This is a genomic window from Saccharothrix algeriensis (assembly GCF_016907655.1).
In the GTDB taxonomy this organism is placed as follows: domain Bacteria; phylum Actinomycetota; class Actinomycetes; order Mycobacteriales; family Pseudonocardiaceae; genus Actinosynnema; species Actinosynnema algeriense.
Genome location: NZ_JAFBCL010000001.1, coordinates 1,272,541 through 1,285,996 on the forward strand (window position 1 = coordinate 1,272,541; position 13,456 = coordinate 1,285,996).

The following is a 13,456-nucleotide window of genomic DNA, read 5'->3' on the forward strand; positions in this document are numbered from 1 at the left end:
CCGGACCTGCGGTATCGGGCGCGCGCACCGCGCACGGACCGGGAACCGGCATGACGCAGTTCACACTGCGGCCGGCCGGCCCCACCCAGTCGGCGGCACCGGTTGGACCGCGACGCCCGCACGGGTCGCGGTGGTCTGGGCCGAGAGCACCGGCACGACCACGCTGTCGCGACAACTCGCGGCGCACCTCGGCACTTCCCGGGTACCCGGGCATGGCCTGCTTCACACCGAACGGAAGCCCCACAAGGGGATTCGACCCGGTGAAGACTGCCGACCGTCCCTTGTGGACGGTCCACGGCCGCCCCGGCCGGGCACCTCCACCACGCGGAGGCGCCGCGCCACGGGCGTCCGGGCCGCTAGACGATGACCAGGACCTGGTCCAGCGACTTGCGCACCAGGTTCGGGACCACGCAGTCGTCGGCCGGGTAGCCGATCGGGATGACCGCGAACGCCTTCTCGTTGCGCGGGCGGCCCAGCACCTCGCCGAGGAACTTCATCGGCGACGGGGTGTGCGTCAGCGCCGCGAGCCCCGCCAGGTGCAGCGCGGTGAGCAGCATCCCGACCGCGATGCCCACCGACTCGTCGACGTAGTAGTGCTTGCGGCTGCTGCCGTCGGGCTCCAGGTAGAAGCGCTGCTGGAAGACCACGACCAGCTCCGGCGCGTCGGTGAGGTGCGGCTTGACGTCGTCGGTGCCCAGCGGGCGCAGCGCTTCGAGCCACTCCTCGCCCAGCCGGCCCTCGTAGGAGATGCGCTCCTCGTGCTCGGCGGCGTCGCGGATCGCCTTGCGCACGTCCGGGTCGACCACCCGCACGAAGGTCCACGGCTGCTGGTGCGCGCCGCTGGGCGCGGTCGAGGCGACGGCGATGGCGTCCAGCACGACCTGCGTCGGCACCGGGTCGGTGGAGAACATGCGCACCGTGCGGCGCTGGTCCATGCGCTCGCGCAACTCGGCCGCCGTGCGCAGGGACTGCTCGGCCGGCATCCGGGCGGGCCGGTAGGGCACCGGGTCGAAGTCCTGACCGTGGGTGGGGGTCCAGTTCGTCACAACGAGGCACTGTGGCACCGAGGTCGCCCGGGAGAAAGCCCTCGGCCCGAAATTCGCACCGAAATGTCCGGTGAGCGGACGAATGGTCTCGACCACCTCGACGCGACCGACCTGGTCACTCCACTGTGGACACACCGACGAGGCGCGCGCGGCCACGGGCCGGGGAGGCCACGGCCCGCGCGTCGGGTTCCCGGTGATCGGGCAGGATGTGCCCTGTGCACGCCAAGGACCTGATCACCGGCCACGGCCACGGGCACGGCCACGACACCGGGCCCGCGTCCGCGCCGGTCCGCAAGCTGCTGCTGGTCCTGGTGCTGCCGCTGGTGCTGGCCACCGTCGTCGGCGCGCTGCTGCTCTACCCGTTCGGCCACGACCAGCCGACCGGCGCGGACGCGGGGCTCACCCAGGTGCCGGTGCGCGGCGACGTCACGGCCGTCGCGCGCGGCGGCTGCGGGCCGGACGCCGACCAGGCCGGCGCGACCGGGTGCGTCCTGGTCACCGTCCGGATGACCGACGGCGCGGCGGCCGGGCGCGAGGTGCGGCTGCCGGTGCCGGAGCAGGACTCCTCGCCGACGTTCACCGTCGGCGACGCGGTCGTCCTGTCCTTCGGCGGCGGCGACCCGGCGTCGAGCCAGTCCTACCAGCTCGCCGACTTCCAGCGCGGCGTGCCGATGCTGCTGCTCGCGGTGCTGTTCGTGGCGGCCGTGCTGCTGCTCGGGCGGTGGCGGGGGCTGGCCGCGCTGGGCGCGCTCGCGCTGAGCTTCGCGGTGCTGGTGCTGTTCGTGCTGCCCGCGATCCTGGCGGGAGAGGACCCGGTGTGGGTGGCCGTGGTCGGCTCCGGGTTGATCATGTTCCTGGTGCTGTACCTGACGCACGGCTTCTCCGCCCGCACGTCCGCGGCGGTGCTGGGGACGCTGGTCAGCCTCGCGCTGATCGGCGTGCTCGGCCTGGTGTTCTCGGCGCTGGGCAAGCTCACCGGGCTGGACCAGGACACCGCGAACCTGGTGTCCCTGCTCGGGCACGGCGTCGACACGCGCGGCCTGCTGCTCGCCGGGACCGTCATCGGCGCGCTGGGCGTGCTGGACGACGTGACGGTGACCCAGACCAGCGCGGTGTGGGAGCTGCGGCGGGCCAACCCGGCGCTGGGGTTCCGCGAGCTGTACGCGGCCGGGTCGCGGATCGGGCGCGACCACCTCGCGTCGGTGGTCAACACGCTGGTCATGGCGTACGCGGGCACGGCGCTGCCGCTGCTGCTGGCGTTCTCGCTGTCCGGCCGGGACCTGGGCGAGATCCTGACCGCGCAGCAGGTGGCCCAGGAGGTCGTGCGGACCCTGGTGGGCAGCATCGGCCTGGTGGCGGCCGTGCCGATCACGACGGCGCTGGCCGCGTTCGTCGTGGGGCGCGAGGACGTGCCCGCGCACCCCGCGGCGGCGGACCCGGAGGACGACCCCGAGGACGACCCCGCCGACGAGCCCGAGGACGCCCTCGACGGCCGCGCCGGCGGGGGCGGCCGGGAGGAGCCCGAACCCGCGCCCCGGCGGTTCGCGCGGATGACCGGCGACCTGCGGACCGGGTACGACCCGGCCAAGGGCCCGTGGCGCCGCCCCGGCCCGCCCCGCTGACGACGGCGCCGGCCGACGACCGCCCCCGCCCGTGCCCCGGCCACCGGCGGCGCGCCCGCGGCCCACCGGGATAATCCCCGCCGTGGGACGCACCCGGAAGACCGACCAGACCGTCACGAGGGAGGTCGACTCGGGCATCGCGGAACTGGTCCCCGACCCGGACGTGCCCCGCGCGTGGACGCTGCGCCTCAACGGCACCCCCCAGTCGCACGTGGACCTGGACGACCCGCGCCACCTGGAGTTCGAGTACGTCCGCCGGCTCGGGCACCTCGTGGACCTCGTCGCGCCCGACGACGACCCGATCCGCGCCCTGCACCTGGGCGGCGGCGGGCTGACCCTGCCGCGGTACGTCGCCGAGACCCGGCCGCGCTCGGCGCAGCAGGTCGTGGAGGTCGACGCGGCGCTGGTCGACCTGGTGCGGGGGCTGCTGCCGCTGGAGCGCACCTGGCGGGTGAAGATCCGCACCGGCGACGCGCGGGAGGTGCTGGCCAAGGCCCCGGAGGACACCTTCGACCTGGTCGTCACCGACGTGTTCGCGGGCGCGCGCACCCCGGCGCACCTGACGTCGGTCGAGTTCGTGGAGCTGGCGGCCCGCGCGCTGCGCGGCGGCGGGGTCTACGCGGCCAACATCGGCGACGGCGGCGCGCTGGCGTTCGCGAAGGCCCAGGCCGCGACCGTGCGGGCGGTGTTCCGGCACGTGTGCGTCATCGCCGAGCCCGCGGTGTTCCGGGGTCGGCGCTTCGGCAACTTCGTCCTGCTCGGCTCGCACGTCGCCCTGCCCGTCCGGGACCTGGTCCGCCGCACGGCGGGCGACCCGTTCCCCGGCCGCGTCGAGCACGACGACGCGCTGGTCCGGTTCATCGGCGGCGCGCCCGCCACGACGGACGCCACCGCCACGCAGTCCCCTCCCCCGCCGAAGGGCACCTGGGGGCTGCCCGCCGACTGACCGACCCGGGCGCCCGGGTCAGTCCAGGGTCGACACGAACCGCGAGATCGCGTCCGGGTTGAGCTTCTGCGCCAGCCGCCCGCCCGGCGCCAGCGACCCGAGCTGGTACAGCGGCCGGTCCGCCGCCGCCAGCCCGCGCGCCTCCGCCCGCAGCTGCGCCACCAGCAGCTCGGAGAACACCAGGCCCGGCGCGTCGCCCCGGCCCGCCAGCACGTCGGCCAGCCTGCGCAGCCCCAGCACGCCCTGCTCGCGCCCGCCCGTGCCGGCGTAGATCGCCAGCGCCAGGTTGATCGCCTTGCCGCCGCCGCGCACGAACAGCCCCACCGTCCGGGCGCCGCGCACGTCGGTCACCAGCAGGTCGAGCTGGTCGGCGGCGCGCAGGTCGACCGAGCGCGTGCCGAAGGCGCGCACGGACAGGACGTGGCCCTCCAGCCACACCCGCCGCCGCGCCTCCGCCCACGCCAGCAGCAGCAGCGGCGCGCCGACCGCGACCGCCGCGACCAGGCCCGCCGTCCGGCCCGCGAGCAGCCCCAGCAACCCGCCGAACGCGGCGGCCACGATCAGCGCGCCGACCGCGACCGTCCGGGCGCGCTTGCGCACCGCGGCCGGGTCCAGCAGGTCCAGCGGGGTCTGCTCGCTCACCGGCCCAACGCCTCCCGCACCGAGATCACCGCGTCCACCAGCGGCACCTCGCGCTGGTCGCCGGTGGCCAGCTCCTTGAGCTGCACGACGCCCGCCTCGATGTCCCGCTCGCCCAGCACCAGCGCGAACCGCGCGCCCGACCGGTCGGCGCCCTTCATCGCGCCCTTGAGGCCCTTGCCGCCGTACGCCAGGTCGAACCGCACCCCGGCCGCGCGCAGCGACCCCGACAGCGCCACCAGGCGCGCCTTCGCGGCCTCGCCCAGCGGCACGCCGTACACGTCGCACCGGGAGGTGTCGCCCGGCTGCACGCCCTCGACCTGGCACGCCAGCAGCGAGCGGTCCACGCCCAGGCCGAACCCGACGCCGGACAGCGGCGGGCCGCCCAGCTGCTCCATCAGCCCGTCGTACCGGCCGCCGCCGCCGATGGCGGACTGCGCGCCCAGGCCGTCGTGCACGAACTCGAAGCAGGTCTTGGTGTAGTAGTCCAGGCCGCGCACCATCCGCGGGTTCTCCACGTACTTCACGCCCAGGTCGCCCAGGTGGGCCTTGACCTGCTCGTAGTGCGCGCGCGAGGCGTCGGACAGGTGGTCGCGCATCAGCGGCGCGCCCTCCACCATCGCCCGCACCTCGGGCCGCTTGTCGTCCAGCACGCGCAGCGGGTTGATCCCCGCCCGCCGGCGGGTCTCGGCGTCCAGCGGCAGCCCCGCCAGGAACGCCTGGAGCAGCTCCCGGTAGGCGGGCCGGTCCGACGAGTCGCCCAGCGAGGTCAGCTCCAGCCGGTAGCCGGTCAGGCCCATCCGCCGGAACGCCTCGTCGGCGATGGCGATGACCTCGGCGTCCAGCGCCGGGTCGTCCACGCCGATCGCCTCGACGCCGACCTGGTGGAACTGCCGGTAGCGGCCCGACTGCGGCTGCTCGGCCCGGAAGAACTGGCCGGCGTAGGCGAGCTTCACCGGCAGCTGGCCCCGGTCGAGGCCGTGCTCGATGACGGCCCGCATCACGCCCGCGGTGCCCTCGGGGCGCAGCGTGATGGACCGGCCGCCGCGGTCGGTGAAGGTGTACATCTCCTTGGTGACCACGTCGGTGGACTCGCCGACGCCGCGCGCGAACAGCGCGGTGTCCTCGAAGACGGGCAGCTCGACGTAGCCGTACCCGGCGCGGCGCGCGGAGTCCACCAGGGTCTCGCGGACGGCCAGGAAGGAGGCGGAGGTGGGCGGGAGGTAATCGGGCACGCCCTTGGGGGCGGAGAACGCGGTCACGGCTTCTACAGTCCTCGGTGCGGTGCGGCGGGCGCTTCGTCGCCCAGTTCCAGCAGGAACGGGTTGCCGACGCGCTCGCGGCCGATGGTCGTCGTGGGCCCGTGGCCGGGCAGCACCACCGTGTCGTCCTGCAGCGTCAGCACCTTCGTGCGCAGTGACGCCAGCATGGCGCGGTGGTCGCCGCCCGGCAGGTCGGTGCGTCCGATGGAGCCGGCGAAGAGGGTGTCGCCGGACAGCACGAGCCGCCCGCCCTCCTCGGTGCCGGCGCGGAACATCACCGACCCGCCGGTATGGCCCGGTGTGTGGTCGACGGTCAGCCGCAGCCCCGCCAGGTCCAGCTCCGCCGCGTCGGCCAGCTCGCGCACCTCGCGCGGCTCCCGCATCTCCAGGTTGCCGCCGAAGAACGAGCGCGACTCGGCGCTGATGCCCCGCAGCGGGTCGGACAGCAGGGCGCGGTCCTCCGGGTGGACCCACGCCGGCACGTCGTTGCCGTCGCAGACCGGCGCGACGGAGAAGGCGTGGTCGAAGTGCCCGTGGGTCAGCAGCACGGCGACCGGTGTCAGGCGGTGCTCGCGCAGCGCCCGCTCGACCGGCTCGGCCGCGTCCTGGCCCGGGTCGACCACCACGCACGGCCCGCCCGCGTCCGGGGCGAGCAGGTAGCAGTTGGCCTGGAGGGCGCCGGTGGCGAACCCGATCACCAGCACGCGGACACCTCTCGTCGGCAACGGAACGGCAACGGATGCCTGTGGACCGAAGACCAGACTATCCGCCTGACGCCGGCCATATACCAGCCCCCTAGACTGCACACCGATCGTCGCCGGTCGACGCGAGAACAGGGAGGTTGCAGGTGCCGACCAACGTGCAGCGCCGCGAGCAGGCCAAGCGGAAGCTGGAGCGACAGCTCGTCCGCCGGGCGGAGCGCGCGAAGCGGCGCCGGGTCCTGGCCGTGGTCGTGACGGCGGCCCTCGTGGTCGCGGTCGCGGGTGGGGCGTACTTCCTCGCGACAGCCGACTTCGGCGGCGACGGCGACAACGCCGCCGCCTCGTCCACCCCGCCCCAGCCCATCCAGATCCCGACCGAGGTCAAGGCGCTGCCCCAGCGCCCGACGCCGCTGGCGGACCCGGTGAGCTGCGAGTACCGCACGTCGGCGGAGGGCGCGGCGAAGGAGGGCACCAAGGCCCCCGAAGCCACCGGCGTCCCGTCGACCGGGACCGTGGCCGCCACCGTCAAGGCCAACATCGGCGAGCTGCAGCTGACCCTGGACCGCTCGCTGGCCCCGTGCACCGTCAACAGCTTCGTGAGCCTGGTCAAGCAGGGCTACTACGACGGCACCACCTGCCACCGCATCGGCACCGAGGGCCTGCAGATGCTCCAGTGCGGCGACCCGACCGGCACCGGCAGCGGCGGCCCCGGCTACGCGTTCGACAACGAGACCTGGCCGGAGCTGACCTACGGCCGCGGCTACCTGGCCATGGCCAACGCCGGCCAGGACAAGGAGACCCAGAAGGGCACGAACGGCAGCCAGTTCTTCATCGTCTACGGCGACGCCCAGCTGCCCGCCGACTACACCGTCTTCGGCAGCGTGGACGAGGCCGGCCTCAAGCTGATCGACGAGGTGGCCCGCGCCGGCCACGACGGCTCGTTCGACCCGGCGCCGGGTGGCGGCAAGCCGAACAAGGAAGTGAAGTTCGAGACGGTCACCACGGCCTGACCGGCGGCCGACGCGAAGGGGCCCCGCACCCGGGAGAGGGGTGCGGGGCCCTTCGTCTTCCCCGCCGGGGTGTGCAGCCCCGGTGCAAAAATCGTGGCAGCCCTACCTGACGTTTCGCTGACGCCACACCGCCGGAAGAACCACCCGATCAGGGCACTCGACCAGCCCACCGGGTCAGGTGTGCCCCCGCCCGACCGGCCGCTCCCGCGGGGTCACGAAGCGGAGGTCACCCGGTAGACGTCGTAGACGCCCTCGACGCTGCGGACGGCCTTCAGGACGTGCCCGAGGTGCTTGGGGTCGCCCATCTCGAACGAGAACCGGCTCACCGCCACCCGGTCCCGCGAGGTCGTCACCGAGGCCGAGAGGATGTTCACCTTCTCGTCGGCCAGCACCTTGGTGACGTCCGACAGCAGCCGGTGCCGGTCCAGCGCCTCCACCTGGATCGCCACCAGGAACACCGACGAGGCCGACGGCGCCCACTCCACGTCCAGCAGCCGCTCGGGGGTCTTGAGCAGCTCGTCGGCGTTGGTGCAGTCCGTGCGGTGCACCGACACCCCGCCGCCGCGCGTGACGAACCCGAGGATGTCGTCCCCCGGCACGGGCGTGCAGCAGCGGGCCAGCTTGGCCCACACGTCCGCCGCGTCCTTGACGATGACGCCGGCGTCCCCGGTGACCCGCCGCCGGGCCACGGTGGACGGCGTGGAGCGCTCCGCCAGCTCCTCCTCGGCGTGGTCGACGCCGCCGAGCTGCGCGACCAGCCGCTGCACCACGTGCCGGGCGGAGGTGTGCCCCTCCCCCACCGCCGCGTACAGCGCCGACACGTCCGGGTAGTGCAGCTCCTTCGACAGCGCGCCCATCGAGTCGGCGGACACCAGGCGCTGCAGCGGGAGGCCGACCCGCCGCACCTCCTTGGCGATGGCGTCCTTGCCCACCTCGATGGCCTCTTCCTTGCGCTCCTTCGCGAACCACTGCTTGATCTTCGCCTTGGCCCGCGGCGAGGACACGAACGACAGCCAGTCCCGCGACGGCCCCGCGCCCTCCGCCTTGGAGGTGAAGATCTCGATGACCTCGCCGTTCTCCAGCTTGCGCTCCAGCGCCACCAGCCGGCCGTTGACCCGCGCGCCGATGCAGCGGTGGCCGACCTCGGTGTGCACGGCGTAGGCGAAGTCGACCGGGGTCGAGCCGGTCGGCAGGGTCACCACGTCGCCCTTGGGCGTGAAGACGAAGATCTCCCGCGCGGCCAGGTCGAAGCGCAGGGACTCCAGGAACTCGCCGGGGTCGGCGGCCTCCCGCTGCCAGTCCAGCAGCTGGCGCATCCACGCCATCTCGTCGACCTCGACGCCCTTGCCGCTGTGCGTGCCCCGGGTCTCCTTGTACCGCCAGTGCGCCGCGATGCCGTACTCGGCGGTGCGGTGCATGTCGTAGGTCCGGATCTGCACCTCCAGCGGCTTGCCGTCCGGGCCGATCACGGTGGTGTGCAGCGACTGGTAGACGCCGAACCGGGGCTGGGCGATGTAGTCCTTGAAGCGGCCGGGCATCGGCTGCCACAGCGCGTGCACCACGCCCATCGCCGCGTAGCAGTCGCGCACCTCGTCGACCTGGATGCGCACGCCCACCAGGTCGTGGATGTCGTCGAAGTCGCGGCCCCGCACGATCATCTTCTGGTGGATCGAGTAGTAGTGCTTGGGGCGGCCCTCGACCTTCGCGGTGATCCGCGCGCCCTCCAGCTGGCCGGACAGCTCGTTGATCACGCCGCTGAGGTAGGTGTCGCGCGACGGCGCGCGGTTGGCCACCAGGCGCACGATCTCGTCGTACTTCTTGGGCTGGAGGATGGCGAAGGCCAGGTCCTCCAGCTCCCACTTCACCGTGGCCATGCCCAGGCGGTGCGCCAGCGGGGCCAGCACCTCCAGGGTCTCCCGCGCCTTGCGGGCCTGCTTCTCCGGCGGCAGGAACCGCATCGTGCGCATGTTGTGCAGGCGGTCGGCCAGCTTGATGACCAGGACCCGGGGGTCCTTCGCCATCGCGATCACCATCTTGCGGATGGTCTCCGCCTCGGCCGCCGCGCCCAGCTTGACCTTGTCCAGCTTGGTGACCCCGTCGACCAGCAGGGCCACCTCGTTGCCGAAGTCCACCCGGAGCTGGTCCAGCGAGTAGTCGGTGTCCTCGACCGTGTCGTGCAGCAGGGCCGCGACCAGGGTCGTGGTGTCCATGCCCAGCTCGGCCAGGATCGTCGCCACCGCGAGCGGGTGAGTGATGTACGGGTCGCCGGACTTGCGGCGCTGCGGGCGGTGCTTCTCCTCGGCGACGTCGTAGGCGTTCTGGAGCAGGGCCAGGTCGGCCTTGGGGTGCAGGTCCCGGTGCACCGCGGCCAGCGGTTCGAGGACCTGCTTGACCGGGGCCGCCCGCTGCGCGGTGATCCGGCGGGCGAGACGTGCGCGCACGCGCCTGGTGGCCGACGGGGGCCGTGCGGGCACGGGCGGCGTCGTCGCGGCGGGTTCGGTTTCCTGGCTCAACCACGCTCCTCGGGGCTAGGAACCGAGGATAACTCCGCGGAGGGGGTTGGCCGGGTACCCGACCGATGAGCGGTGAACTTCACACGACGAGCTGCACCCGGCGCTTCGGTCGGGGCTATCGGCGCCCGGCCCCGCGCGGCGGGGGGTCAGACCGCGACCAGGGAGTCCACCGAGCGGCCGGCCAGGCGGTCCCGGCCGCCCAGGGCCGGGATCTCCAGCAGCACCGACACGCCGGTCACCACGCCGCCCGCCCGCTCCACCAGGGTGCAGGCGGCCTCCGCCGTGCCGCCGGTGGCCAGCACGTCGTCCACCACCACGACCGGCTGACCGGGCGCGATGGAGCCGGCCGGCAGCTCCAGGGCGGCGGCGCCGTACTCCAGGTCGTAGGAGACCCGGTGGGCCACCGCCGGCAGCTTGCCCGGCTTGCGCAGCGGGACCACGCCGTAGTGCCAGCCGTAGCCCAGGGCCGCGCCGAGGAGGAAGCCGCGGGACTCGATCGCGGCCACCACCTGCGTGTCCGGGTGGATCCGGTCCTGGAGCGCGTCCACCACGGCGCGCAGCGCGTCGGGGTCGGCCAGGACCGGCGTGAGGTCCCGGAAGACGACCCCCGGTCGGGGGAAGTCCGGGACCTCACGCAGCAGCCCGAGGGCTCGGTCCAGCTTCAACGGTGCTTCTTGCCGGTCGGGCGGCGCCGGGCGTCGGCGGCCTTGCCGGTGCGCGAGGGCACGCCGGCCGCCGCCGTCAGCGCCTTCTCCTTGCGCAGCTCCGCCTCCAGCGACTCGTCGTCGGTGGACTCGACGATCGCGTCGCCGGTCACCGGCTCGCCCGACGCCTTGCGGGCCAGGTTGTCGCGGCGGGCCTGCACGCGGGCGGCCTGGGCCCGGTAGCGCGGGTCGCGCATCTTCAGGTCCACCGCGACCGGGGTGGCGATGTAGATCGACGACAGCGCGCCGATCGCCATACCGGTCAGCTGGACCAGGGCCAGGTCCTTCAGCGTGCCGACGCCGAGCAGGCCCACGCCGATCGCCAGCAGGCCCAGGACGGGCAGCAGGGCGATCAGGGAGGTGTTGATCGAGCGCATCAGCGTCTGGTTGACCGCCAGGTTGGCCGCCTCGCCGTAGGTGCGGCGGGTCAGGCCCAGGATGCCCCTGGTGTTCTCCTTGACCTTGTCGAACACCACGACCGTGTCGTAGAGCGAGAAGCCGAGGATGGTCAGCAGACCGATCACCGTCGCCGGCGAGACCTCGAAGCCGACCAGCGAGTAGATGCCCGCGGTGATGACGACGTCGTGCACCACCGCCACCAGGGCGGCCACCGCCATCTGCCACTCGAAGTACAGCGCCAGGAAGATCGCCACGGCGAGGAAGAACACCCCGAGCGCGATCAGGGCCTGGGTGGTGATCGAGCCGCCCCAGGACGCCGACACGGCGCTGTCGCTGATCGTGCCGATGCCGCCGGTGGGCTGGAGGTCGTTGTTCAGGGCCTCCTTGAGGCGCCCGACCTGGTCGGCGTCCAGCGTCTCGGAGCGGATCTGGAGGGTGGCCGAGTCGCCGGTGCCCACGGACTGCACGGCCGTCGGCTCGCCGCCCATGGCGTTGGTGTAGCTCTCCTTGGCCGCCTCCACGCTGATGGGGCCGGAGGCCGACACGGCGGGCAGCTGGATGCGCGTGCCGCCGGTGAAGTCGATGCCCAGGTTGAAGCCCTTGAGCACGATCGACGCCGTGCACACCAGCAGGATCAGGCCGAACAGGACGTACCAGCGCTTGCGCTTGCCGACGATGTCGAACGCGCCGGTCCCGACGTAGAGCCGGTGGAACACGCTGCCCTTGGGGTTCGCCATCGGGTCAGACCTCCTTCACGGCGGCGCGCTTGCCGGCCGACAGCGCCCGCTCGTCGGCGCCCGCCTGCGCGGCCCCGCCCAGGCCGGACAGCTTCGGGTGGGACAGGGACTTCGACTTGGAGACCAGCACGACCAGCGGGTGCGTGACCAGGAAGACCACGACCAGGTCGAGGACGGTCGACATGCCGAGGGTGAACGCGAAGCCCTTCACCTGGCCGACCGCGATGACCCACAGGATGGCCGAGGCGAGGAAGCTGACCGCGTCCGCCGACAGGATGGTGCGGCGGGAGCGGACCCAGGCGCGCGGGACGGCGGAGCGGAACGTCCGGCCCTCCCGCACCTCGTCCTTGAGCCGTTCGAAGAACACCACGAACGAGTCCGCGGTGATGCCGATGGCGACGATGAAGCCGGCGATGCCCGCGAGGTCCAGGGTGAGCCCCATCAGGCGACCCAGCAGCACCAGCACCGCGTAGACCACCACGCCGGACAGCACCAGCGACAGGATCGTCAGCAGGCCCAGCAGGCGGTAGTAGAGCAGGCAGTACAGGAAGACCAGCGCGAGGCCGATGCCGCCCGCGATCAGGCCCGCCTTCAGCGAGGCCAGGCCGAGCGTCGCGGACACCGTCTCCGCCTCGGAGGACTCGAACGACAGCGGCAGCGAGCCGTACTTCAGCACGTTGGCCAGGCCGTCGGCCTCGGTCTGGGTGAACTTGCCGGAGATCTGCGTCGAGCCGCCGAGGATGGGCTCGTTGATGTTCGGCGCGGACACCACCTGGGTGTCGAGCACCACGGCGACCTGCTGGGACACGTTCGCCGAGGTGAACTTGCCCCACTTCTCGCCGCCGGAGCCCTTGAACGTCAGGTTGACGATGAAGCCGGCGCCCTGCGGGTCGGTGCCCGACACGGCGTTGTCGACGTCCTCACCGGTCAGCCGGGAGTACAGGCTGAAGTCGTCGTCCTTGACGCTGCCGTCCGACGGCGGGTTGACCGGCGCCAGGACGTACTTGAACTCGTTCTTCTGGTCGCACGTCAGCAGCGGCAGCGCCGGGTCGTCGTTGCCCAGCAGCGGGTCCTTGGTCGGGCAGGTGAACGCGGCCAGCGCCTGGCCGACGGTCTGCGCGTCCAGCGTGGTCAGCGCCGGGTCCTGGCGGCAGGTCCGCGACTCGCGGATGGCCTCCTGGGTGTCCTCGGAGTACTGGCCGTCGAACACCTTGCGGCAGTCGACCTCCGGCTGGGCCGGCGCGGACGTCGTCGTGGCGGGCGCCGTCGTGGTCGCGGGCGCCGTCGTGGTCTCCGGCTGGCCCTCCAGCGCCGGGGCCGGGCGGCCCTGGGCGGTGGTGGTGGGCGCGGACGCGGTCTCCGAGCCGGCGGGGGCGCCCGGCGTCGTGGTCGGCGCGGCGGAGCCCGAGGAGGTCGGCGCGCTGGACGACGTCTGGGGCTGCGGCTGGGCGTTGGGCTGCGGCGAGCCGACGACCTTGCGGAAGTTCAGCTTCGCCGTCTGACCCAGCTGCTTGGCGCCCTCGCTGTCGTCACCGGGGACGGTGATCACCAGGTTGCTGCCGTCGCGGACGACCTCCGCACCGGTGACGCCGAGCCCGTTCACGCGGGTCTCGATCAACTCCCGAGCCTGGTCGAGCGCCTGGTCCGACGGCGTCTGCCCGTCGGGAGCGCGTGCGGTCAGCGTGACCCGCGTGCCACCCTGGAGGTCGATGCCGAGCTTGGGAGTCGCTTTGCCGTTCCCGGTGAAGAACACCAAGGAGTACAGCGCGACCACGATGAGGACAAACGCGCCCAAGTACTTCGCGGGGCGGATCTGTCCGGCCGGAGGTGCCACGGTCCGTCCGTCTCCTAGAACTCCGAAGATGATGTCGACGCCG

General features: G+C 73.2%; 11 protein-coding genes. 3 read left to right on the forward strand and 8 right to left on the reverse strand.

Annotated features, from left to right (window positions below):
• Positions 1–356 precede the first annotated feature (356 nt).
• Positions 357–983: a nitroreductase family protein gene (locus JOE68_RS05370; RefSeq protein WP_239562896.1), complete on the reverse strand. Its 627-nt coding sequence runs from the start codon at positions 981–983 to the stop codon at positions 357–359.
• A 269-nt stretch (positions 984–1,252) separates the two neighbouring features.
• Here JOE68_RS05370 and JOE68_RS05375 point away from each other — a divergent pair, with 269 nt between their 5' ends.
• Both JOE68_RS05375 and JOE68_RS05380 read left to right on the forward strand, forming a co-directional pair.
• A complete protein-coding gene (locus JOE68_RS05375; protein WP_204841229.1) occupies positions 1,253–2,668 on the forward strand; it encodes a YibE/F family protein in 1,416 nt (471 codons plus the stop codon).
• Positions 2,669–2,750: 82 nt separating this feature from the next.
• Positions 2,751–3,614 (forward strand): spermidine synthase, encoded by an 864-nt coding sequence (locus tag JOE68_RS05380; RefSeq protein ID WP_204841230.1) that lies wholly within the window; start codon positions 2,751–2,753, stop codon positions 3,612–3,614.
• Positions 3,615–3,632: 18 nt separating this feature from the next.
• On the opposite strand, the gene JOE68_RS05385 is transcribed toward JOE68_RS05380, so the two are convergent.
• Genes JOE68_RS05385 through JOE68_RS05395 form a run of 3 tightly spaced genes read right to left on the reverse strand, consistent with a single transcriptional unit; the run spans position 3,633 to position 6,219 of the window.
• Complete coding sequence (locus tag JOE68_RS05385) at positions 3,633–4,256, reverse strand: hypothetical protein (protein WP_204841231.1); 624 nt, start codon at positions 4,254–4,256, stop codon at positions 3,633–3,635.
• On the reverse strand, positions 4,253–5,515 hold the full coding sequence (gene hisS, locus JOE68_RS05390) for a histidine--tRNA ligase (protein WP_204841232.1): 1,263 nt from the start codon (positions 5,513–5,515) through the stop codon (positions 4,253–4,255). The genes JOE68_RS05385 and hisS overlap by 4 nt, the downstream gene beginning before the upstream one ends.
• 5 nt (positions 5,516–5,520) lie before the next feature.
• The gene (locus tag JOE68_RS05395) at positions 5,521–6,219 is read right to left on the reverse strand and encodes an MBL fold metallo-hydrolase (RefSeq protein ID WP_204841233.1); all 699 of its coding nucleotides are present in this window, start codon (positions 6,217–6,219) and stop codon (positions 5,521–5,523) included.
• Positions 6,220–6,362: 143 nt separating this feature from the next.
• Between JOE68_RS05395 and JOE68_RS05400 the strand changes: the two genes are divergently transcribed.
• The gene (locus JOE68_RS05400) at positions 6,363–7,226 is read left to right on the forward strand and encodes a peptidylprolyl isomerase (protein ID WP_204841234.1); all 864 of its coding nucleotides are present in this window, start codon (positions 6,363–6,365) and stop codon (positions 7,224–7,226) included.
• A 212-nt stretch (positions 7,227–7,438) separates the two neighbouring features.
• Here JOE68_RS05400 and JOE68_RS05405 read toward each other — a convergent pair whose 3' ends face one another.
• The 4 genes from JOE68_RS05405 to secD form a co-directional block, all read right to left on the reverse strand.
• Positions 7,439–9,739 (reverse strand): RelA/SpoT family protein, encoded by a 2,301-nt coding sequence (locus JOE68_RS05405; RefSeq protein WP_204841235.1) that lies wholly within the window; start codon positions 9,737–9,739, stop codon positions 7,439–7,441.
• Between the two features lie 146 nt (positions 9,740–9,885).
• Positions 9,886–10,404 (reverse strand): adenine phosphoribosyltransferase, encoded by a 519-nt coding sequence (locus JOE68_RS05410; RefSeq protein ID WP_204841236.1) that lies wholly within the window; start codon positions 10,402–10,404, stop codon positions 9,886–9,888.
• A complete protein-coding gene (gene secF / locus JOE68_RS05415; RefSeq protein ID WP_204841237.1) occupies positions 10,401–11,579 on the reverse strand; it encodes a protein translocase subunit SecF in 1,179 nt (392 codons plus the stop codon). Before secF ends, JOE68_RS05410 begins: the two co-directional genes overlap by 4 nt.
• A gap of 4 nt (positions 11,580–11,583) precedes the next feature.
• Positions 11,584–13,413, reverse strand: a complete 1,830-nt coding sequence (secD, locus tag JOE68_RS05420; protein ID WP_204841238.1) for a protein translocase subunit SecD — start codon at positions 13,411–13,413, stop codon at positions 11,584–11,586.
• Positions 13,414–13,456 lie beyond the last annotated feature (43 nt).